General features: G+C 69.1%; 20 protein-coding genes. 12 read left to right on the top strand and 8 right to left on the bottom strand.

Going from position 1 to position 22099, the window contains the following annotated elements:
- Positions 1-69: 69 nt before the first annotated feature.
- On the bottom strand, positions 70-414 hold the full coding sequence (locus ACFTWF_RS14775) for a hypothetical protein (protein WP_378461959.1): 345 nt from the start codon (positions 412-414) through the stop codon (positions 70-72).
- A gap of 147 nt (positions 415-561) precedes the next feature.
- Here ACFTWF_RS14775 and ACFTWF_RS14770 point away from each other — a divergent pair, with 147 nt between their 5' ends.
- The 3 genes from ACFTWF_RS14770 to ACFTWF_RS14760 all read left to right on the top strand — a co-directional run bounded on the left by ACFTWF_RS14770 (position 562) and on the right by ACFTWF_RS14760 (position 2662).
- A complete protein-coding gene (locus ACFTWF_RS14770) occupies positions 562-843 on the top strand; it encodes a hypothetical protein (RefSeq protein ID WP_378461958.1) in 282 nt (93 codons plus the stop codon).
- A gap of 152 nt (positions 844-995) precedes the next feature.
- Positions 996-1556, top strand: coding sequence for a hypothetical protein (locus ACFTWF_RS14765; RefSeq protein WP_378461957.1), 561 nt, complete (start codon positions 996-998; stop codon positions 1554-1556).
- Positions 1557-1606: 50 nt separating this feature from the next.
- Positions 1607-2662: an NADP-dependent oxidoreductase gene (locus tag ACFTWF_RS14760; protein ID WP_378461956.1), complete on the top strand. Its 1056-nt coding sequence runs from the start codon at positions 1607-1609 to the stop codon at positions 2660-2662.
- On the opposite strand, the gene ACFTWF_RS14755 is transcribed toward ACFTWF_RS14760, so the two are convergent.
- Positions 2644-4290 (bottom strand): hypothetical protein, encoded by a 1647-nt coding sequence (locus ACFTWF_RS14755; RefSeq protein WP_378461955.1) that lies wholly within the window; start codon positions 4288-4290, stop codon positions 2644-2646. The genes ACFTWF_RS14760 and ACFTWF_RS14755 overlap by 19 nt on opposite strands.
- Before the next feature lie 185 nt (positions 4291-4475).
- Here ACFTWF_RS14755 and ACFTWF_RS14750 point away from each other — a divergent pair, with 185 nt between their 5' ends.
- Together ACFTWF_RS14750 and ACFTWF_RS14745 are read left to right on the top strand one after the other, a co-directional pair.
- Positions 4476-5924 (top strand): NAD-dependent succinate-semialdehyde dehydrogenase, encoded by a 1449-nt coding sequence (locus ACFTWF_RS14750; RefSeq protein WP_378461954.1) that lies wholly within the window; start codon positions 4476-4478, stop codon positions 5922-5924.
- Between the two features lie 24 nt (positions 5925-5948).
- Positions 5949-6398, top strand: coding sequence for a nuclear transport factor 2 family protein (locus ACFTWF_RS14745; protein ID WP_378461953.1), 450 nt, complete (start codon positions 5949-5951; stop codon positions 6396-6398).
- Positions 6399-6494: 96 nt separating this feature from the next.
- Here ACFTWF_RS14745 and ACFTWF_RS14740 read toward each other — a convergent pair whose 3' ends face one another.
- The 4 genes from ACFTWF_RS14740 to ACFTWF_RS14725 form a co-directional block, all read right to left on the bottom strand.
- Positions 6495-8108: a GMC family oxidoreductase gene (locus tag ACFTWF_RS14740; protein ID WP_378461952.1), complete on the bottom strand. Its 1614-nt coding sequence runs from the start codon at positions 8106-8108 to the stop codon at positions 6495-6497.
- Positions 8109-8182: 74 nt separating this feature from the next.
- A complete protein-coding gene (locus tag ACFTWF_RS14735; RefSeq protein ID WP_378461951.1) occupies positions 8183-9319 on the bottom strand; it encodes an acyl-CoA dehydrogenase family protein in 1137 nt (378 codons plus the stop codon).
- Between the two features lie 46 nt (positions 9320-9365).
- A complete protein-coding gene (locus ACFTWF_RS14730; RefSeq protein ID WP_378461950.1) occupies positions 9366-10562 on the bottom strand; it encodes an acyl-CoA dehydrogenase family protein in 1197 nt (398 codons plus the stop codon).
- Between the two features lie 114 nt (positions 10563-10676).
- Positions 10677-11894, bottom strand: coding sequence for a cytochrome P450 (locus ACFTWF_RS14725; RefSeq protein ID WP_378461949.1), 1218 nt, complete (start codon positions 11892-11894; stop codon positions 10677-10679).
- A gap of 131 nt (positions 11895-12025) precedes the next feature.
- On the opposite strand from ACFTWF_RS14725, the gene ACFTWF_RS14720 reads away from it, so the two are divergent.
- The 4 genes from ACFTWF_RS14720 (at position 12026) to ACFTWF_RS14705 (ending at position 16280) form a co-directional block, all read left to right on the top strand.
- The gene (locus ACFTWF_RS14720; protein ID WP_378461948.1) at positions 12026-13417 is read left to right on the top strand and encodes an aldehyde dehydrogenase family protein; all 1392 of its coding nucleotides are present in this window, start codon (positions 12026-12028) and stop codon (positions 13415-13417) included.
- 39 nt (positions 13418-13456) lie between these two features.
- Positions 13457-14455, top strand: coding sequence for a cyclase family protein (locus ACFTWF_RS14715; RefSeq protein WP_378461947.1), 999 nt, complete (start codon positions 13457-13459; stop codon positions 14453-14455).
- 71 nt (positions 14456-14526) lie between these two features.
- Complete coding sequence (locus tag ACFTWF_RS14710) at positions 14527-15456, top strand: enoyl-CoA hydratase (RefSeq protein ID WP_378461946.1); 930 nt, start codon at positions 14527-14529, stop codon at positions 15454-15456.
- On the top strand, positions 15453-16280 hold the full coding sequence (locus ACFTWF_RS14705; RefSeq protein ID WP_378461945.1) for an SDR family NAD(P)-dependent oxidoreductase: 828 nt from the start codon (positions 15453-15455) through the stop codon (positions 16278-16280). Before ACFTWF_RS14710 ends, ACFTWF_RS14705 begins: the two co-directional genes overlap by 4 nt.
- A 64-nt stretch (positions 16281-16344) precedes the next feature.
- Here the strand turns inward: ACFTWF_RS14705 and ACFTWF_RS14700 are convergent, their stop codons facing one another.
- The gene (locus ACFTWF_RS14700; protein ID WP_378461944.1) at positions 16345-16830 is read right to left on the bottom strand and encodes an HtaA domain-containing protein; all 486 of its coding nucleotides are present in this window, start codon (positions 16828-16830) and stop codon (positions 16345-16347) included.
- On the bottom strand, positions 16823-18550 hold the full coding sequence (locus ACFTWF_RS14695) for a class I adenylate-forming enzyme family protein (RefSeq protein ID WP_378461943.1): 1728 nt from the start codon (positions 18548-18550) through the stop codon (positions 16823-16825). Before ACFTWF_RS14695 ends, ACFTWF_RS14700 begins: the two co-directional genes overlap by 8 nt.
- 177 nt (positions 18551-18727) lie before the next feature.
- Between ACFTWF_RS14695 and ACFTWF_RS14690 the strand changes: the two genes are divergently transcribed.
- Genes ACFTWF_RS14690 through ACFTWF_RS14680 form a run of 3 tightly spaced genes read left to right on the top strand, consistent with a single transcriptional unit; the run spans position 18728 to position 21982 of the window.
- Positions 18728-20245 carry a carboxylesterase/lipase family protein gene (locus tag ACFTWF_RS14690; RefSeq protein WP_378461942.1) on the top strand — a complete coding sequence of 506 codons (1518 nt, stop codon included), beginning with the start codon at positions 18728-18730 and terminating at the stop codon, positions 20243-20245.
- 43 nt (positions 20246-20288) lie between these two features.
- Positions 20289-21134 (top strand): amidohydrolase family protein, encoded by an 846-nt coding sequence (locus ACFTWF_RS14685; protein ID WP_378461941.1) that lies wholly within the window; start codon positions 20289-20291, stop codon positions 21132-21134.
- Between the two features lie 8 nt (positions 21135-21142).
- Positions 21143-21982: an enoyl-CoA hydratase-related protein gene (locus tag ACFTWF_RS14680; protein ID WP_378461940.1), complete on the top strand. Its 840-nt coding sequence runs from the start codon at positions 21143-21145 to the stop codon at positions 21980-21982.
- The last annotated feature ends 117 nt before the right edge of the window (positions 21983-22099 follow it).

The following is a 22099-nucleotide window of genomic DNA, read 5'->3' as shown; positions in this document are numbered from 1 at the left end:
GGCCGATCCGAACGGATCGGCCACCGTCGTTTCTGCGCCTCCGCCGGCGAACGCGGCCGGTGCTTCGGGTCAGGCGCGGGCCGGCACGGTTGTCCTGGAGTCGGACTGCCAGGACTTGGTGGCCTGAAGTAGGAGCGCCTCGCACGAGGCGGTGTCGACCTCGTGCGCCAGAAGGGTGGCGAGCGCCGTGAGCGAGCCGGTGGCCAGGCGGCCGGTCTCGGGTGAGAAGGACAGACGCGAACGCCGGACCGGGCCCTGGAGAGCGACGTCGGGAAGGTAAGCGCGAAGCCACTGGGCTGCGGTGAGCACGAGCTCCTCCCACGCCACATAACCGAACGCGTCGTGTGAGGCAGGCGGTTCGGGCAGTAGGGAAGCGACTTGTCCGGCCATCAACATCATTCGCTCGTCGGCCATGGTGCGCCTTCCCTCGTCGTGTTGCAGCGACCCGGATGTAACCGCCGTCACGACGCTAGGCTGTCGAGAAGTCGGCGTCAAGTGATGCCATTGACAAACACTCGGTAGTCATGAAGACTGTGGCGACAGCATCAGAACGAGGAGCAGATGAGCACCGTGTCCACCCGAGCCGCGCAGCGTCCCCGCGACGGCTATTTCTCCCGGAAGCTGCGGACCGCAGCGCCGCTGGAGCGGATGGACCCCGCCTTCGCCCGGGCGGCCGAGGAACCGGCGGGCCATCCCCGCCGGGCCGGACTGTTCCCTACTTCGGTGCGCGCCGTACCAGTTCCGGCCGACACGGACACGCCGACGGAGCACCTGCGCACAGCGCCGCAGATCGGCGTACGCCGCGAGACGAACCTGGAGGTGTCGGCCGCCCACCACAGCTGATCACCGTCGTGCGGTCGGTCTGCAGCTGTTCGCGGGCTCGAGGTTGTACTTATCCTTAAGTTGATGTGTTATTGTGCTAATGGCTGGATCCCAGACGCGTCGCCCGACCGGCGGCATGGGGCGGCCATGGGCGATGCATCATTGGAGGAGCAATGTCACGAGACCGCACCGCGCGCACGCGCATCCGGCAGTACCTCGCAACGTCGGGTCCGATCGTCGACCCGTCGGGCTACGCGACGAGCCTGCTGAAGGACGCTGTCGGTTACACGGGATCCGCTGTTGCCTTCATCCAGTTGATCGCCGCCATGGACCGTGACGGCGAGATCGAGCGTGAGATCAGCGGCAAGCGCACCTACAAGATCGAGGGAATCGGCGTCCCGGTGATGCCCTCCTCCGCGGCGCCGGCCTCGACGGGTCAGACCACCACGGTGATCGCCGGTCCGGGTCAGCCCACGATCGAGCTCGACTACAAGCGGCTCGCGCAGGCACTGGTCGCCGAGCTGTTGTCGGCCACCGCGGAGGCCCAGCGCGATGCCGCACCCGCGGCCGCCGCCACGGCCGACCAGATCACGACCGATCAGATCGCGGCCGAGCGCGACCAGTACGCCCGACGTCTCGAGATCGCGCGCAATCAGATCGCCGAGTTGCTCGCCCAGCCCCTGAGCTCGGCGGCGCACGGGGACGACGTCGTGGCGGCCCGCTCCGCCGACTGAGTGCCCACCGCCTCGCGGTGAGGTTCCCGACAACCCACCGCGAGGTAACGATGACACCTACCCAGATCCGGATCGTGCTCGCAGCACGTCCCGATGGCGCACCGCGGCCGGACGACTTCGAGGTGACCTCGGGTCCGATCCCGGAGCCGGCGGACGGCCAGCTGCTGTTGCGCACGCTGTACCTGTCGCTCGATCCCTACCTCAGAGGCCGGATGGGCTCCTCGGTGTCGCATTCCTCCGCCACTCCGCCGGTCGCCCTCGGCGCGGTGATGGAGGGCGGCACCGTCGGGGAGGTCGTCGTCAGCCGGGACCCGCGCTTCGTGCCGGGTGACATCGTTGCCGCAGCCACCGGCTGGCAGCAGTACGCCGTTGCTCCGGCGGCCGCCGTCCGACGCCTGAACCCTGCTGATGCACCAGTGTCCACGGCGCTGGGCGTGCGGGGCATGCCCGGACTGACCGGGTACGCCGCCATCCGCGAGATCGGCAGGCCGCGGCCGGGGGAGACGGTCGTGGTCGCCGCTGCGACCGGGACGGTCGGATCGCTGGCCGGGCAGATGGCCCGCCTGGAGGGCTCCCGCGTGGTCGGCATCGCCGGTGGCGATCGTAAGGTCGGCTGGCTGCGCGCCGCAGGCTTCGATGTCGCCCTCGACCACCGCGACCCGGACTTCGAGAGCAATCTCGCCGATGCGACGCCGAACGGTATCGATGTCTACGTCGAGAGCGTCGGCGGGCGGGTCCGGCAGGCGGTCTGGCCCCGCCTGAACCGGCACGCGAGGGTGCCGGTCTGCGGTGTCGCCTCGGCGTACAGCGCGGCTTCGACAGGTTTCGATACCGACGCCGACAGCCTGATGTCCGGTCTCGTGACGCGGAGCATCACGCTGCGAGGGTTCGTCTTCAGTGACTTCGAGCATCTACGTCCCACATTCGAGCGCGAGGTCGCGACCTGGCTCCGAGCCGGCGACGTGGTCCATCACGAGGACATGGTGGACGGGTTGGTCAACGCGCCGTCAGCTTTCCTGGCAATGCTCGCAGGCGAGCACCTGGGCAAGCGTCTGGTGAGAGTGGCTCCCGAGCGGCAGTCCGAGGCTCAGGCGAGCATCGCCTGAATCTCGGTCGTCGCGACCTCGGTGGCTTTGGCTTCGTCGAAGGTGACACCGCCACCTTTGATGACCCGGGAGGCACCGCGGCGTAGGTCGTCGCGGTAGCGGGAGTCGATGACGTCGAACTCGAGGTTCTTCACATAGATCCGCAGCCGGTCGCGCAACGCGCCGTCGGTGTGTGCGGCGCTGACCACCTCGGGAAGCAGACTCGTCGAGACCAGCAGGGCATGCGCGACCTTGCGGGCGCGCTCGTCGCGCAGACCGAGCAGGATCTCCTGCTCCGAGGAACGGATGATGTGGTCCTTCCACCAGTCGAACTCCTGCTCGGAATCGATGGCGGCCAACTCGATGTTCTGCTGCTGCAAAGTGCGGGCGAGTCCGTCGACGGCATACCCGACATAGCGCTCGCGCTCACTCCCGTGGAGCGATTCGACGTACGCCCGAAGGTCACGCCGGGCATCCGTGGTCGAGAAGCAATAGCGGCGAATTCCGTGCACGTGGGGGTCGAGCAGCCCGAATTCGTAGTTCATCACGCGGAACGGGTTGAGCCCACTGTCGAGCTCGGCGGGACGCCCGACATGGGCTGAGGCGGGCGAGAAGCCCCAGGGGGTGCTGCGCCGTCCCGCGTCCGCCATCATGTCCCGGAAGATCGGGCCGCCGTAGAAGCGGTGCGGGAGCAACGGGCCCGGCCCACGCGAGTAGGCGATGCTCACTCCGGCCGCCTGGGCGTTGCGCAGGAAGCGGTTGTTGTCCAGGTACGTCAAAGAGGCGGTGAACCGGGTCAGCGGCGAGCGGCGCAGTTCGCCGAGGTGGAAGACGGCGTCGAGCAGGCGCTCGACCCAATCCTCTCCCCACACCTCGTGCGCCGCATCGGCGATGTCGCGACCGATCCCCGCGTCGGCGCCGGAGTAGAGCGCGCCGACGGTCGCACAGCCGAACAGGGACAGCAGCGCGGTCGAGGGAGAGTCGAAGCCCGCCTTGCCGCCCGACGAGCGAATCAGCAGACCCAGTGAGTCGGTGAACCGACCGAAGGGGGAGTCCGTTTCGACGGTGATCGCGGGTTCGAGCTGGGAGAGCAGACGGAGTCCCTCGGGCGTGAACTCACGCTGCTGGTCGCCCAGACCCATCGATGCCATCACGAACTCGCCGAGAACGCGGGTCTGCTCGGGCGTGCGGCTCTCGTAGCTGTCGTCCTCGAGCGCGCGCAGGATCTCCCCTGCCACCGGAGCGGCCGCGCTCCGGTCGACCAGCCGGAGGAAGTCGACCAGCTCCCGGCGCCGTCTGTTCGAGAACGGTACGTCGCGGGTCCGGCGGTTGGCGGCGATCGCGATCTCGGCGAGCGACACCATCGGGCCGTAGCGGCCGCTGGTGCCCGAGCCGGCGTAGGAGCGCACCACACCGTTGCGTACCCACTGGTTGACCGCTTGGCGGCTGACCCCCACAGCACGCGATGCGTCAGCCTGGGTGACCAGGTCGATGGGGTTCTCGTCATCGACCGACTTGGTGCGCAGCCGCTCCGCAGCACGCTCGAGCGCACGGACGAGCTCGGCCACGGGCACGGCGCCGCTCTCGCCCAGGGCGAGGGCGAGTCGCTCGAGGGCGATCGAGATGGACTCGTCGCGTTGGCTCTGCATGATGGGCTCATCCTATTCGCGAGCGGATCGGCGTCCGAACAGAACCCGGTCTCTGATCTTCTAGTTGTCTTGTAGTAATTCTGTCACGGGCGGCATCATCGGATCGGAGCGGTGGCGGCGAGGTATCCCGTTTGGTAGACCGGCGACTCCTGGACGACAACAATTATGTTGTGAATAATGCTTATATGACTTCAAGTAATGAATCTATCCACAAATCCCTGTTCATCGGAGGAGTCTGGCGGGCGGGTGGCGCCGGCGAGTTCGACGTGCTCGACCCGGCTGACGGCAACGTGGTCGCCACGATCGCGGATGGGGACGAGGCCGACGGCACCGCCGCGGTCGATGCCGCGGCCGAGGCGCTTCCGGGCTGGGCCGCAACGGCGCCGCGTGAGCGCTCGGAACTGCTGCGCCGCACCTACGAACTCATGCTGCGCGACCGCGAGGAACTGGCTGCCCTCATCAGTGGTGAGAACGGCAAGGCACTCGCGGACGCCCGCGCCGAGGTGACGTACGCGGCGGAGTTCTTCCGCTGGTTCGCCGAGGAGGGCGTGCGCACCGCCGGCGGCTTCGGCGTCGCGCCGGCCGGCGGGACCCGCACCGTCGTCACGCACAAGCCCGTCGGCGTCGCGGCGCTTGTCACGCCGTGGAACTTCCCGGCGGCGATGGCCACCCGCAAGCTTGCGCCGGCACTGGCGGCCGGATGCACGACCGTGGTGAAGCCGGCCTCGGAGACCCCGTTGACCACGCTCGCCGTCGTTCGGCTGATGGTCGAGGCCGGTCTCCCCGCCGGGGTCGTCAATGTCGTCACGACCAAGCGGTCGGGCCCTCTCGTCTCGACGTGGCTCTCCGATCCACGCGTGCGCAAGATCTCCTTCACCGGTTCGACGGAAGTCGGTCGTACCCTGTTGCGCCAGGCGTCCGACCGGGTGCTCAACGCCTCGATGGAGCTCGGCGGCAACGCGCCGTTCGTGGTTACCGACGATGCCGACCTCGACCTGGCCGTCGAGGCGGCGATGGTGGCGAAGTTCCGCGGTGCGGGGCAGGCCTGCACCGCCGCGAACCGCTTCTACGTGCACGCCGCCGTCGCAGACGAATTCGCCGAGCGGTTCGGCACCGCGGTGGAGAAGCTCAGCGTCGGCCCTGCGGCGCAGGGCCACGACATCGGCCCGCTGATCTCCGCTCGCGCCGTGGAGGAGGTCGGCAGCCTGGTCGAGCGCGCGGTGACCGGCGGCGCCCGCGTCAGCCACCGCGCCGCGACGCCGGACGACGCCGGTTTCTACTACGCACCGACGGTGCTGGTCGATGTGGCGCCCGATGCCGACGTGGTCACCCAGGAGATCTTCGGACCGGTCGCCCCGATCGTGACCTGGACCGACGAGGAGGAGATGCTGCGCCTGGTCAACGACACCGAAATGGGATTGGCGGCGTACGTCATCTCCGGCGAGCTGGGCCGTGCACTGCGGATCTCCGAGCGGATCGACGCCGGAATGGTCGGCATCAACCGCGGACTCGTCTCGGATCCGTCGGCGCCGTTCGGCGGGATGAAGCAGAGCGGCCTCGGCCGCGAGGGCGCCCGCGCCGGTCTCGAGGAGTTCCTCGAGACGCAGTACTTCAGCATCCAATGGCCGAACTGAGCCGACGACGAGGAGACACTGAACATGGTTGATCAATTGCAGGATCGGCTCGATATCGAGAAGGCGCTGCGCCACTACGCGATCGGACTCGACGAGCGCCGCTGGGAGGAGTGGGATCTGGCCTTCGCGGCCGACGCGGCGATCGACTTCACGCCGATGGGGGGTAAGCGTGAGACTCCAGCGCAGATGCGCGAACGTCTCAGCAAGCCCGACCCGGCATGGTTGTTCGCCCAGCATCCGTTGTACAACACGGTCATCGAGCTCGAGGGAGACACCGCGACTGCCTTCTCCCACTATCAGATGGAGACCGGGCGACGCGGTGAGAGCGAGGGCGAGATCGTGCGGGTGTCCGGTGGTGGCGCCTACGAGGACACGCTGGCGCGTACGGACGCAGGATGGCGGATCACCGAGCGTCGAGTTTTCATGAAGTGGAAGGAGACCCGGCGGGTGAGGGACGAGGTCACGCGCGGCTGAGGGGGCGGCACTGGCAGAACTGGCCCCGACGCGGGAGGCGTCGGGGCCAGTTACGTGTAGCGACTCATCCGCGGACGGGTGTCGGAGAGCGCACGGTCACGCGTCCTCCAGGATCAGCTTGGCCGCGTGCCACGCCAGAGCCTGGGTGGGTGCGGAGGTGTTGCCCGAGGGCTGGCGGGGAAAGACGGAGGCGTCGACCACCCGCACGCCCTCGACGCCGCGCACGCGCAGCCGGGCATCGACGACATCGTCCGCGTTCGGCCCGAGGGCACAACTGCCGAGCGGGTGGTAACCCGAGGAGCCGGCGTTGAGTCCGAGCTGCTCGAAGTCGGTCTCGGTGCGGACGTCGTGACCAGGAACGCGCTCCTCGGTGACCAGGTCGGCGATGGGGCCGCTGGCGAACAGCTCACGCACCCGCGGTCCTACCTTCGACAGGATCCGCCGGTCATCCTCGGTGCCGAGGAAGTTGGGCTGGATCGCGACCGGGTCCCCCGGGTTGGGGCCGGTGATGTGAATGTTGCCCTGGCTGGTGGGCCGCAACGGGTACGCCGCGAGCATCAGGCCGGGTTCGTCGTCCACCGCGAGCTTGTCGTTGTGCATGGTCGGGGCCTTCATCGAGATCGGGTTGAAGAAACCGATCGTGTCGGGCCGGTCCGAGGTGGGGTCGGCCTTGAAGTAGAGCAGGCAAGTGGCCGAGCCCTGGGCGATGATGCCGTCCCGGCGGACGAGGTACTTGGCACCCTGCGTCATCTGCTTCGGGAAGCTGTCGACGAGCGGGTTGAACCCGTTCTCGGCTGCGGTGCGCCCCTCGAGCTTGTACATGAAGCGCAGTCCGCGGTGTTCGTTGAGCCGCTCACCGAGGTTCGGGCTCTCCGCGACCTGTTTGACGCTTGCGGCCGCGAGCACGTCGCCGCGGCCGATGCCCGAGCGTTCCAGCAAGATGGGGGAGTCCAGCGAGCCGCCGCAGACCAGTACCTCGCGGCGCGCCTTGATCTCCACCTTCTCCCCACGTCGCCGTGCGAGCACGCCGACGGCGCGGGTGCCGTCGAAGAGGATGCGGGCGACCTCGGTGCGGGTCATCAGGGTCACGTTCGGTCGCCGCAGGGCGGGACGCAGGAACGCACTCGCGGCGGTGACCCGCAGCCCGCGACGGGTGGAGAACTGGGTGTAGCCGGCGCGCTCGAGGTCGGAGCCGTTGATGTCGCCGACCCGCGTCGCGCCGATGGCGGCGGACGAAGCCATGAACGCCTCCGACACCTGCTCGGCGGGAGCGGTGATCTCCACACTCACCGGGCCGCCGCCGCCGTGAAGCTCGGAGGCCCCGAGTTGGAAGGACTCGATCTCCCGATAGGCGGTCAGGAAGGTGTCCCAGCCCCAACCGGGATTACCGTCCTCGACCAAGCTGTCGAAGTCTCCCGCCCACCCGCGGTTCCAGACCAGACCGTTGATCGTGGTGGAGCCGCCGACCACCCGGCCGCGCCACCAGGCATCGATCGAGTCGTTGGGCCCGAACGGGCCGGCGTCGAACCTCTTGGCGTACTTGCCCGAATGCATCGTGAAGAAGAAGCCCTTCGGGACCAGATGCATCGGGTTTCGGTCGCTGCCGCCGGCCTCGATGACCAGGATGCTCGCGTTGGAGCCGGCCGAGAGCCGGTCTGCCAACACGGAGCCACCCGCGCCTGATCCGATGATGACGTAGTCGTACTCCACGGTCTTCTCTTCTCCTTGCTGCGCGCGCACCGGCTCAGGGAGCCGGTACGCGAGTTGTGTTGGGCGACGGGGCCTCAGGCCCGTACGAGCCCGTCGAGCACCTGCCCAGCGACCCGGTCGAGGTGCTGTTCGGCGGTGCCGAGGGTGAGCGAGTCGGTGGTGGCGCGCTTGAAGTAGAGCTGCGGGGTGCCTTCCCAGGTGAACCCGAGACCGCCGTGCATCTGGATCGCGCTGGTGCTGACCCACGCGTAGGACTCGCTTGCCACCGCCTTGGCCAGGCTCGCCGCGAGTTGCGGGTCGTCGGTGCCGTCCTGCAGCGCCCAGGCACCGTGGTAGGCCGCGGACCGCGCCGTCTCCACCGCGATGAGCATGTTCGCGCACCGGTGCTTGACCGCCTGGTACGCGCCCACGGCCTGACCGAACTGCTTGCGGGCGGCCACGTGCGCCACGGTGATGTCGAGCATCCGCTGGGCGCCACCGACCTGCTCGACGGCAAGAAGCACGCTGGCGACCAGAGCGGCGCGCGCACACGCATCGAGCGCTTCGGCGCCGGTGGCCAGGAGCCGTGCCGGAGTACCGGCGAACGAGAGTGCGGCCTGACGACGGGTGAGGTCGAGGGTGGTCAGCGGTGTCCGCGTCAGCCCGGCGGCATCGCCTGCGACCGCGAACAGTGCAGGTCCCTCGTCGGTGGTCGCCACGACCAGGAGCAGGTCGGCGGTGCCGGCGTCGGGGGCCTGCGCGACCTCACCGCCGAGCCGCCAGGCGCCGTCCGCGGTCACCGCCGTCACGCTGACGGCATCCACGTCGAGCGTGCCGTCGGAGAGCGGCGCGACCAGCGTCGCGAGCTTCGCGCCGGAGCACAGCTCCGGCAGCAGCTCACGCTTGACGTCGTCGTCGGTCAGCGCGGCGAGGGCCGGCATCGCCAGAGCGACGGTGCCGAGAACAGGGCCGCACACCAGAGCAGCACCCATCTCCTCGACAGCGACGGCCTGCGCAACCAGACCGGCGTCGTCGCCGCCGTACGCCTCGGGAACGGCGAGCCCGAGGACGCCGAGTTCGCTACCGAACCGTCGCCACAGCGCCGGGTCGTGGCCGGTGTCGCTCTCCATCGCTGCGCGTACGACGGTCTCGGGGGAGAACTCGCGGCAGAAGTCGCGCACCATGGCGCGCAGCTCCACCAACTCGTCGCTGAACTCGAACTCCTGCGTCATCGGCCTGCCTGTCGTGTGGGGAAGATCGGGGTGGTCGGGGTCGCGCTCATCGGGGGATGTCCTTCCACGGGATGCCCTTGTCGGCGCGCAGCTCCTGCGGGAGCTTCAGGACGCGTTCGCCGATGACGTTGCGCATGATCTCCGAGGTGCCGCCCTCCAGAGTGGTGGCCCGGGAACGGAGGTACTTGCGCTGGATCGCGGTCGGCCCGCTCTCGTCGTCCGGCGCATCCAGGGAGTACGTGTCGATCAGCGTCGCCTCGGGTCCGAGCAACTCCATGCAGAACTCGTAGACATGCTGGGTGAGTTCGGAGTTGAGCAGCTTGATGATGGCGCTCTCGGGACCGACCACGCCCTTGGTGGCGGCCACGCGGGCCCGGTTGCCGGTCAGCCGCTGGCTCTCCGCCCGCACCCACAGCCGGATCAGGCGCTCACGCAGTACCGGGGTGTGCCGCTCGGGGTGGGCGGCCCACAGTGCGAGGGCGTCGCCGATGGCGCCGCTGCCGCGGGCGGCGACGCGGTCACCCAGGGAGGTCCGTTCGTCGCCGAGGGTGCTGTTGGCCACGATCCAGCCCTCCCCGACCTCGCCGAAGCGCTGACTGTCGGGGATGAAGACGTCGTCGAGGAAGACCTCGTTGAACGAGGCCCGTCCGGTCAGCTGGCGCAGCGGCCGGACCTCGATGCCGGGGCTCTGCATGTCGACGATGAAGTAGGTGAGGCCCTTGTGCTTGGGCAGGTCGGGATCGGTCCGGGCCAGCAGGACCGCCCAGCGGGAGAGGTGAGCGAGGCTGTTCCACACCTTCTGGCCGTTGATCCGCCAGCCGTCCCCCTCGCGTACGGCGCGGGTCGCCAGTCCGGCGAGATCGGAGCCGGCGCCGGGCTCGCTGAACAGCTGGCACCACTTCTCCTCGCCGGTGGCCAGCGGTCGCAGCAGGCGAGCGGCCAGGTCGGTGTCGGCATAGCGGCGGATGGTGCCGGCGACGATGCCGTAGCCGATGGTGTTGACGGTGCGAGGCTCGGGGCCGCCCGCCTCGCGGAGGATCCGGTTGGCGAGCGGTTGCAGCGAGCGCGGTGCGTCCAGGCCACCCAGGCCGAGAGGGAAGTGCACCCAGGTGAGGCCGGCGTCGTACCACGCGCCCATCAGTTCGGGTAGCGGGGTGGCGGCAGGCGGGTGCTCGGCCACTACTCGGCGGGCGGTCTCCTCGACCAGGGTCTCGCTGGTGGTCGCAGGGGGCGCGGTTGTCATGGTGATCCTTCGCAGCCGGGGGCAGTGACGACGACCAACCTACTCCGTCTAACATAGTTAAAGCAGGTGAGTCGCATCACTGTAAACATAATTTGGATGGGTGAAAGTCGGACGTCAGACGAGTGCGGCGCTGCCCAGTCGAACGCCGGGAGTGAACGCCACCGGAATCGCCACTGGGCCGATCACGGAGGGGGTCTCGGGCGACTCGTGCCAGACGGTGTCACCGGTCGCGCGCAGGTCGGGCATCCGGGTCACCAGCGCGGTGAACATCGCCACCAGTTCGGCCCGCGCGAGGTGCGTGCCGAGGCAGAAGTGCCGGCCTGCGCCGAAGGCGAGGTGCGGGTTGGGGGAACGGCGGATGTCGAAGGTGTCGGGATCGGAGAAGACGGCGGGATCACGGTTCGCGGCGCCGTAGTAGCTCGCCACCTTCTGGCCCTTCCGGATCGCGACGCCACCGATCTCGGTATCGCGCATGACCGTTCGGCGTTGGAAGACGATCGGCGGGTCGAATCGCAGCATCTCCTCGACGGCCTGGGGGACGAGGTTCGGGTCCTCCACCAGGGCGCGGTACTGGGCCGGGTTCTCGAAGAGCCGGAGCATGCCCGTCGCGAGCACGTTGCGCGAGGTATCGCTGCCCGCGCTGACCAGGAGCTGGAAGTCGAGCTGGAATTGGAACTCGTCGAAGGGGATGCCGAGCACCTCCCCGTGCGCGATCCGGGTCAGCATGTCGTCACGGGGGTTCTCGAGCCGCTCCTTGCGGGCCGCGTCGGCCCACTGGTACATGATCGTCGCCGCCTCGAGGCCGCGGCCCTTCGAGGTGTCCGCGCCGCTGGCGAGGGTGGCCGCGGCGTCGAACATCACCAGCGACTGCTCGCGCGGCAGCCCGATGAGGTCGGCCATGACGAAACTGGCCATCCGGCCGGCGATGTCCTCGACGAAGTCGCACTCGCCCTTCTCGATGACCCGGTCGATGATGTCGTGGACCAGCTCCTGCAGGCGGTCCTCTCCCGTGCGAACCGCGAGCACGCCCAGTTCCGGACTGAGGAACTTGCGGTGCTCGGTGTGGTGTGGAGGGTCGGAGAAGATCAGGTGCTGATGGGTCTCGTCGCCGGCGCGGGCGTCGTCGTTGATCAGCGTTGTCGGTGCGTTCGCGAACGTCGCGGAGTCGGTTTCGACCGCCTTGATGTCGGCGTAGCGCGTCAGGGCGAAGTAGCCCGGTCCGCCGTAGGACTCCTCGTGCCAGTGCACGGGGTCGGTTTCGCGCAGATGGCGATAGAGCTCATAGGGCTGGCCGTCCACGTAATGGGCCGGGTCGAGCAGGTTGATGTCCATGCGCACCTCCACAAGGAGAGAGATCCCGGGCGCCGCCGGGCTGACGAGTTTCAATAAGGGAACATACCTTTTTAAGTCTTGTTGTACTAGTGTTAAAGGCTAATTACGAGTACGTCCTCAGGAGGATCACGGTGACTGCCACGATGCCCGCCCAGCGCACATACCGAACGCTCAACCCGGCCACGGGTGAGTTGCTGCGAGAGTTCGCCTTCGTCGACGACCTAGATCTGGAAGCGAAGCTGGCGACCGCGCACGCGGCCCACCTCGCCTGGCGCGACGTTCCGCTCTCGGAGAAGGTCGCACTCTTCGTCAAGGTCGCGGACCTGATCGAGGCCAAGCTCCCCGAACTCGCCCACCAAGCGACCCTGGAGATGGGCAAGGTGCTGCCGCATTCGATGGCCGAGGGCAGTGGTGCCGTAGACATGTTCCGTTACTACGCCAAGTACGGCGAGGAACTGCTCGCCGACGAGCTGATCGAGGTCCCCGGCTTCGCCAAGGTGATCCTGCGGCGGGAGGCAGTCGGCGTCGTTCTCGGCATCGAGCCGTGGAACGCCCCGCTCTACCAGGCGATGCGTGCGACCGCACCGAACCTGATGCTCGGCAACACCGTGATGGTGAAGCCGGCCGAGATCTGTGCCGGCTCGACGCTGATGTACGACGAGATCTTCCGCGAGGCCGGGTTCCCCGAGGGCTGCTACCAGACCATCCTCGCCACCCCCGACCAGTGCTCGACCCTGATCGCCGACGACCGCGTCCGGGCTGTGACCCTGACCGGCTCCGACCGCGCGGGCTCGGCCGTGGGCGCCCAGGCGAGCAGGCACATCAAGCCGGTCGTCCTCGAGCTCGGTGGATCCGACGCGTTCATCGTGCTGGACTCGGCCGACGTCGACCTCGCTGCCGGCACCGCTGCGGCCTGCCGCCTCGTTCTCGGGGGCCAGGCCTGCGCGCTGCCGAAGCGTGTCATCGTGACCGAGGGCATCGCCGACGAGTTCACCGAGAAGTATGTCGCGGCGTTCGCCGGGCAGGTTGTCGGCGACCCGTTCGACGAGAAGTCGACCGTGGGCCCCATGTCGAGCCAGGCTGCGGCCGACCTGCTCCAGGAACAGATGGAGGACGCGATCGCGAAGGGTGCGACGGTGCTGCTCGCGGGCGGCAAAATCGACGGCCCCGGTTCGTATTTCACGCCCGCCGTCATCGGAGGTGTCACGCCCGAGATGCGGGTCTACAAGGAGGAGCCTTTCGGCCCGCTCGGGATGATTTTCCGGGTCGCCGACGCGGAGGCGGCCGTGGCGCTCGCCAACGACAACCCCTACGGTCTCGGCGGCGCCGTCTTCGGTGCCGAGGAGGAGGCCCTGCGGATCGCCGCACGCCTGGACACCGGTGGCGTCGGCATCAACGCCTTCCTGGGTTCACCGACCGAGGTGCCCTTCGGGGGCACCAAGCGCTCCGGTGTCGGCCGTGAGCTCGGGCGCAGCGGCATGGACCAGTTCGCCAACATGAAGACGTACGGCATCGGCGGCTGACTCGGATTCGACGCAGAGAGACGCAGAAGGACGCAGAAGATGGAGAAGACGATCAGCGCTCGCCCGACTGTCTCGCCGCGGCGCAGCTACAGCAAGGCCCAACTCGACGAGATCGCGCAGCGCTACCGCACCTGGGGGCGCTGGGGGAGTGACGACGAGGCCGGCTCGCTCAACTACATCACTCAGGAGCGGATAGTCGCTGCCGGTGCGCTGATCCGCACCGGCAAGTCGTTCTCCCTGGCCATCCCGCTCGACCGGAACGGGCCGATGCCGGCGCGGTCGGCCCGGGTCAACCCGCAGCACGTGATGTACAAGCACGGTGGCGACCTGCTGGCCGACTGGGACAACGCCCAGCACGGGATGCAGTCGACCGACGACGGCATCTACATGCCGCTGCAGTGCGCCACCCAGTGGGACGCCTTCTGCCACGTGTTCTACGACGGTGTCACCTACAACGGTCACGGTCCGCAGTCGGTGACGAGCCAGGGGGCGGTGCACAACAGCATCGCCCAGGTGAGTGACCGGGTCGTGGGCCGCGGTGTGCTGCTCGACTTTCCGCGTTTCTACGGCGTCGACTGGCTCGAACCCGAGGCGGCGATCCAGGACATCGACGTGGAGGCCTGCGCCGAGGCGCAGGGCGTCGAGATCGGCGAGGGCGACATCGTGCTCGTCCGCACCGGGCACATGCGGCGCCGGCGCGAGGAGGGCGAGGAGCACTGGGGCGATTACGCCGCCGGTCCCGCGCCGGGGCTGGGCGTGAGCGCGGCCGACTACCTGCTCCCGCGGAAGATCGCGGCGGTCGCCTCCGACACCTGGGGTCTCGAGTCGGTCCCCAGCGAGTCGCTGCCGGAGGCGAAGTTCGCGTTGCACGTGGTCTTCCTGGTCAACGCCGGTGTCCTGATCGGTGAGATGTGGGACCTCGAGCAGCTCGCCGCCGACTGCGCCGTTGACGGCATCTACGAGTTCTTCCTCAGTGCCCAGCCACTGACGGTGACGGGAGCCGTCGGCTCGCCGTTGAACCCGATCGCGGTCAAGTAGGACCGCAATTGTGTTGTTTCAATTTTCGATCGAAGAACGGGGCGACGGTCGTCGCGCCGGAGAGGACGCTCATGTCGGAGTACAAGTTCATCACCTACGAGGAGTTGGACGGAGGCGTCATCGCGCGGATCACCCTGAACCGTCCCCGCTACCGCAACGCCCAGAACCGCAGCCTGCTCGTCGAGCTCGACGAGGCGATGCTCCGTGCCGAGGCCGACGACACCGTTCGTGTGGTGATCCTGGCCGGCAACGGTATGACGTTCTCCTCCGGGCACGACATGGGCACGCCTGACAGGGCCGTCGAGCGAGAGGCCGGGCCCGATCAGCACCCGACGTTTCAGAGTCATGGCGCGACCAAGCTCAGCGCTGAGAAGCGGATGACTCAGGAGTGGCACTTCTACTACCAGAACTCGCTGCGGTGGCGGAACCTGCGCAAGATCACCGTCTGCTCGGTCCAAGGGCCGGTGCATGCGGCGGGACTCACTTTCGCCTGGTCGTGCGACCTGATCGTCGGCGCCGAGGGCTCGACCTTCGCGGACCCGGTGGGCACCCGGCTCGGCATGTGCGGCGTCGAGTACTTCGCCCACCCCTGGGAGTTCGGCCTGCGACGCACCAAGGAGCTGATGCTCACCGGCGGCGAGGTCACGATCGAGGAGGCCCACCGCCTCGGCATGGTCCAACAGATCTTCCCGGCCGACGAGCTCGAGGCGCGCACACTCGACTACGCCCGCGAGATCGCCAAGCGGCCCACCATGACCTCCTTGATGATCAAGGAGGCGGTCAACCAGACCCAGGACAACATGGGCTTCTACAACTCACTGCAGGCCTGCTTCAGCCTGCACCAGATCAACCATTCTCACTGGGCGGAGATCCACGGCGGCCGGGTCGCCCACGCGACCGTCGAGGACGGCGCCGTCCAGTGGCGCAAGCGGGAATCCTCGGCGGATCCCGATCAGGACCCGGAGCAGACCGTGGCGCAGACGACGGTGGCCTCGAAGTGACCGAGTGGGTGGACCGCGACGCGGACTGGAGCCCGGACTACGCGTCGATGCTGCGCCTGGACGGTGAGGTCCACGTGGTCCTCGGCGGCGGGTTCGGCATCGGTCTGCAGGCCTGCAGGGCCCTGGCGGCAAACGGCGCGACGGTCGTCTGCGTGGATCGCGAAAAGGATCGCGCCGCCGATGTCGCCGCGGAGGTCGGCGGCCTTGCCTGGACGGGGGACATCACCGACCGCGAGGCAATGGCCTCGCTCTTCGACTTCGTCGAGGAGCAGTGCGGCCGGCTGGACGGCGTCGTCGACATCGTCGGACTGGCGATGTACAAGCCGCTGGTCGACCTGACCGACGACGACTGGACCTTCCACGTCGACATTGTGCTCAAGCACGCCTACCTCGCGCTCACCTACGCCAGCCGGCTCTGGGAGCGGACCGGCACCGGCGGCTCGATCTCCTTCGTCGCATCCGTCGCCGGGATGACCAGCGCTCCGAAGACCAGCGCGTACGGCGCGATGAAAGCGGCGCTGATGTCGCTGGTACGCACGTCCGCGGTCGAACTCGGCCCGCTGGGCATCCGGGTCAACGCCGCCGCCCCGGGCTTGGTGCGCACGCCGCGGCAACAGACCAACCCGCGCTGGACCCACGACCTCGTGGTCGCCAACGTCGAGAAGACACCGCTGCGCAAGGTCGCCTATCCCTCGGACATCGCCGCCGTGCTGCTCTTCCTGAGCTCGCCGCTGGCCGGCCACGTCACCGGTCAGACGATCACCGTCGACGGCGGCAACAGCATCGTCTTCAACGTCGACACTCCCGAACCCGAGCAGGTCTGATCGGGACGACGACCCCGGCGCCCTGGATCCCCGTCCAGACGAGGATCCAGGGCGTTCGTCGAACCTAGTGGGCCACGGTGGCGGTGGCGACGATCTCGAGCGGGTCGAACGGAGCGCCGGCAGGGTAGACGTGGTTGAACAGCGCCACACCGTCCGCGGTGAGCGCGGCGTCCGAGCCGGACCAGCCGGCCTCGGTCCGGGTCATGGTCAACGTGACGAGCGGCAGGCGCGGCCCGGACCCGTCCTCGGACTGCGGGTCTTCCACGCTGAGCACCGCCGTGCCGCCGTCGACGCTCAGCTCGATCCGCGGCCCGGCCAGCCGGACGAAGAGCAGCCCGCCATGACCCGACAGCCGCAGGTCACCGCGGAAGGCCAGGGTCGAGGCAGTGGTCGCGTCCGGGTCCACCGGATAGACGACGAGCTGCGGGTCGTCGCGGGTCATCCGCGCGCCCTCGGACACCGATGCCCGCGCGTCCGGCAGCGCCGCCACGTAGCGCAGGAAGCTGGCCCGGATGCTCCAGCGCAGCTCCGCGCCCGCGTTCTCAGGCATCGACCGGGTTGAGCAGGTCGGCGACGTCGAGCGTGGTGGCGATGTCGCGCTTGACGATCTTGCCGCTCGGGGTGCGCGGGAGCTCGGCGTCGACGATCGCGATCCGCGCCGGCACCTTGAAAGCGGCCAGTCGCCCGGCGGCGAAGGTGCGCAGTTCCTCCGGCTCGAGGTTGCTGCCGGGCCGGAGACGTGCGACAGCGACCAGTTCCTCGCCGAGCGCCGCGTGCGGCGCGCCGAACGCTGCCGCCTCGAGGAGGTCGGGATGGGCGTTGAGCGCGGCCTCGACCTCGGCGCAGTAGATGTTCTCGCCGCCGCGGATGACCACGTCCTTGAGGCGACCGGTGATGTACACCAGGCCTTCCTCGTCGATCCGGCCGAGGTCGCCGGTGTGGAACCATCCGTCGCGGAAGTCCTCGGCGTCCGGCAGGTCGAAGTAGCCGCTGACGACCTGAGGTCCGCGGATCGCGATCTCGCCCACTGCGCCGGTCGCGAGAGAGTCACCGTCCTCGCCCAGGATGGCTACCTGCACGGTGGGGAGCGGGCGCCCGACGCTGTCGGGATGACGGGCGAAGTCGCCCGCCGGGATGGACAGGACACCCGAGGTGGTCTCGGTCAGGCCGTACCCGGTGCGGGGCGTGATCTGGTCGCCGAAGCGCTCCCGGATGGCGTCGACGACCTGGAGGGAGGCTGCCGATCCACCCATCCCGATGACGCGCAGGCTGCTCAGGTCGCGCTCGGTGGTCGCGGCGGCGTCGAGGAAGGTCTGGATGACGAACGGCGGGCCGGCGATTTCGTTGGCCCCCTCGCGCTCGATCAGCTCGAGCGCCAGCTCGGCGTTCCACTTGTACATCAGCACCAGTGTGTGGCCCGAGTACGCCGCCGTGTAGAGCGTGTTCATCCCGGCGATGTGGAACATCGGGAACGTCATCAGCTTCGTCGACGGAGCAGGCGGCAGGACCTGCAGCGGCTCGGTGGCGGTCGCCGGCGCGACCCGCACGGCGCGAATCAGCTTGTTGAGCAGGGAAGCCGAGTGGTTGCGGTGGCGGTGCAGCGCGCCCTTCGGTCTCCCGGTGGTGCCCGAGGTGTAGAGGATCGTGGCGGGGTCCTCCGGGAGGACCTCCTCGGCCGGCGGCTCGGCCGGGTGACCGGCGGCCCGCACCAGGTCGGCGTAGGCGATTGTCGCGTTGCGCCCGCGTTCGGTGGTGGTGGCGCCCTCGGCTCGGACCTCGATGACGGCGCGGACGCCGCCGGCGGCCAGGTCCTCTTCTGCCAGCAGCGCGACGCGCTCGCGGTCGGCGACCAGCACCACCGGTCTCGACCCGGCGATCAGGTCGGCGAGTTCGCGGGTGCGGAGCCAGCCGTTGTACGGCACCAGCACGGCACCGAGCAGCTGGGTCGCCCAGAAGGTGAAGATGAACTCCGGGTAGTTGCGCATGGCCAGGCCGACCCGGTCGCCCTTGCGCACACCGAGCTCGTCGCGCAGTGCATGCGCGAGCGCCACGACCTCCTGCCACTGCTCCTGGTAGGTCCAGCGCTCCTCGCCGTACACGACCGCGGTCCGGTTCCCGTGCTCCCGGGTGGCGAGGAAGGCGTCGCGCATCGTGCGCGGGTCGCGGTCGAACATCTCCAGGCGCACGCCGTCGACGGCGATCTCCGTCAAGGGGAACGCCCCGTCGGGTGCGGTGAGGAGCCGGAGTCGAGTCGTCTCGTCCAGGGTCATGGTGGCGCTACCTTTCGCGAATGCCTGTCGAGCGCCCGCCGCGGACACTCTCGTTCCGGCGGAGGCCGGTCGCGTCTCAGCGCGACTTCTGCAATGGTTGTACATAATAGCAAAATAAGTACGAGCGCGATGCGCGCGGCGAGACCGCGGCACGAACACGACAGGAAGTGGCGACCCATGGCACAGGCGGAGACGGCAATGGTGGACGAAGCGGCCGAGACGAGGGTGGTGAGCATCGCGCAGGGCGCCTTCCGTGGCGCGCGCACCGGCAGCGGCTGGGCCTTCAAGGGTGTCCCGTACGCCGCACCGCCGGTCGGCGAGGCCCGCTTCGACGCCCCGCACCCTCCGGTGCCGCACCGAGGAATCGCGGACGCCACCGACTGGGGGCCGACCGTCTCCACCCCGCCGCAGCGCTCCGCGGTGATCGACGCCCTGCTGCCGGACCCGCACCGGCACGGCGAGAACGGCCTGAACCTCAACCTCTGGACGCCGGATCCGGGGGGCAGCGCACCAGTGCTGGTGTTCATCCACGGCGGCGGATTCGTGACCGGCGCCGGCTCCACCACGGCCTTCGACGGCACGGCGTTCGCACGCGACGGCGTACTCGCCGTGACGATCAACTACCGACTGGCCGTGGAGGGCTTCGCGCTGCTTCCCGATGCCGCAACCAACCGCGGTCTGCGCGACCAGGTCGCGGCGCTGGAGTGGATCCGCGACAACATCGCAGCGTTCGGCGGAGACCCTGCGCGGGTGACCATCGCGGGCGAGTCCGCAGGCGCGATGGCGGTGTGCACCCTGCTCGCCGTCCCGAGCGCGCGTGGCCTCTTCCACCGGGCCATCTCGCAGAGCGGGACCGGGCATCACGTGCACACCCGGGCACAGGCCGAGACCGTCGCCGCCGAGCTGGGCGTCGAGCTCGGTGTCGAGGCGAATGCGCGTGCCCTGGCGAAGGTTCCGGTCGAGGAGCTGCACGCCGCCACCAACGCCGTGATCACCCGGCTGACCTCCGGCCGGGACCCGCGCTTCGCCGAGTTCCGGCGGTTGGTGTTCCAGCCGGTGGTCGACGGCGACTTCCTGCCCGAGCACCCGGCGGACGCGATCGCGGCCGGCGCCGCCGCCGACGTCGACCTGCTGATCGGGGTGAACGCCGAAGAGTACGGGCTCTTCGTGGCACCCACCGGGGCGGCCGACGCGATGAACGACGAGGTGCTCACCGCCACCACGGCGAGGCTGTGCGAGAACCCGGGTGCAATGCTCGCGACGTACCGCGAGGAGCTACCCGAGGCGACGCCGGCCGAACTGTTCGTGGCGGTGCAGTCGGACTGGTTCTGCGTCGCCCCCACCGACCGCCTCCTCGAGGCCCGGCAGGCGGCCGGGAATGCGTCGTACGCCTACCAATTCGCTTGGCGGCCGACGACGTTCGAGGGACGGCTGGGCGCCTGCCACACACTCGAGGTCCCCTTCGTCTTCGACACCCTGGACGATCCCTGGGGGATCGAGCTGCGCGGTGCCGACGCGCCGCGAGAGCTGGCCACCCGGGTGCACGGCGCCTGGGTCGCGTTCGTCGCCACCGGCGAGCCCGGCTGGCCGGCGTATGGCGAGGACAGGACGTTCTGCCGCCTCGACCTCACTCTCTCGCAGGTGCAGGACCCGTTGGCGTTCAGCAGAGAGGCCTGGCAGGGTGTCGCGTTCTGAGATCCTTCTCATGAATAAATGATGGAACTATGATCCTGTGATCATGACTCCAACTAAACTGATCGACGCCCAGATCCATGTCTGGAAGGCCTCGACGCCGGACCGTCCCTGGCCACTCGACGCCATCGAGCCGCAGCGGCCCGTTCCGCTGGAGGTGCCCGAGGTGGTGGACGAGATGGCCGGTGCCGGGGTCGGCGCCGCCCTCCTGCTCGGCCCGACCTGGGAGGGATCGCGCAACGACTACGTCCTCGAGGTGGCCGCGGCCGACCCGGCGCGTTTCGGCGCGATCTGCCGCTTCGCCACCGGCGACCCGGAAGCGGTCGAGCGGCTGGCGCAGTGGCGCGACATCGCGGGGATGCGGGCCATCCGGATGTCGCTCAACCGGGGCGACGTCGAGGGGACGCTGGAAGCGGCGCGGCGCAGCGGCTTCTTCGCGGCGGCCGAGCGCTACGGCGTTCCCCTGAGCATCTACGCCCCCGGTCGCTACGACCTCTACGCCGCACTGGCCGAGGAGTTCCCGGGCTTGAAGATCGCCGTCGACCACGCTGCCGTGGAGACCGCCGACGTTCCGCTGCCCGAGGCGGTGGCGCCGCTCGCTGCCCTGGCCCGCTATCCCGGCATCGCGGTCAAGGCGTCGGCGCTGCCGTGCTTCGTACGCGAGCCGCACCCGTTTCCCTCCATCACCGAGGCGGTCTACCGGCTGGTGGAGTCCTTCGGCGCCGCGCGTGTCTTCTTCGGATCCGATCTGTCGCGGCTGGCGGTGCCCTATGCCGAGCTGACGGACGTCTTCGTCGGCCGTCTCCCCGCGCTGAGCGAGGCGGAGCGTGCACTGGTGGCCGGGCGGGCGCTGACCACCTGGCTGGACTGGCCCGAGCCCTTCGATGACTGAGCACTTCGATGACTGATCCTCGCGCGGAGGAGGGGCGACCCAGGGACGTGGTCCAGGTCCGGGCGATCGGACCGGTGCTGCAGATCTCTCTCGACCGGCCGCACAAGCGCAATGCGGTGGACCCGGCGATGACCCTCGGCCTGGAGGCGGCGTTCGCCCGGCTGGAGGCGGACCCCGACCTGAGGGTCTGCGTGCTGGCCGGGACCGGCGACTACTTCTGTGCCGGCAGCGACCTCGTCCTGGGTGCGGGGCCGCACACCGCCGATGGCGGGCAGTACGGCATGATCCGGCGCTCCCGCACCAAGCCTCTCGTCGCCGCGGTCGACGGGCCGGCGCTGGGCGGCGGCTTCGAGATGGTGCTCGCGGCCGATCTCGTGGTGGCCTCGCGCAACGCCTGGTTCGCGCTGCCCGAGGGCGCGCGGGGACGGCTGCCGGGCGCAGGAGGACTGTTGCGCGCTCCGGCGCGGCTACCCCGCAACGTGGCTGTCGAGATGATGCTCACCGGCGCCCGGCTGGATGCCGCGCGCGCCTACAACCTGGGACTGGTGAATCGGCTGGTGGAGCCCGGAGCGGTGCTCCGGACCGCGTTCGAGCTCGCGCTGGATGCGATCGCGAGCGCACCCGGGTCGGTGGCCCAGATCCTGCGCGGACTGGAGCGGATCGAGGAGCCTGGGGAGCAGCGGGGCTGGGGGGTCACCGCGCAGGCGCTGGACGTCCTGCGCTGCTCTTCGGACCACACGGAGGGCACCGCAGCGTTCGTCGAGCGGCGCCCACCCCGTTGGGTGCTCGGCGCGGCGCAGCGGGCCGCGATCGTCGACGCGGCGACCCGGCCGGCGACCGGGGCGTGACGCGAGCGCGGCGACCGTTCCGTCGTATTCGTCCGCCGTGACGATTGACGTGACGTGGATCTCTGAGCATTATTAGACGACCATTAAAGAGTCATTGTGGGATTCATAGAACATCAA

This window comes from Rhodococcus sp. NPDC056960 (assembly GCF_042674125.1).
GTDB lineage: Bacteria > Actinomycetota > Actinomycetes > Mycobacteriales > Mycobacteriaceae > Rhodococcus_F.
This window is presented reverse-complemented; position numbering and strand designations above follow the sequence as displayed.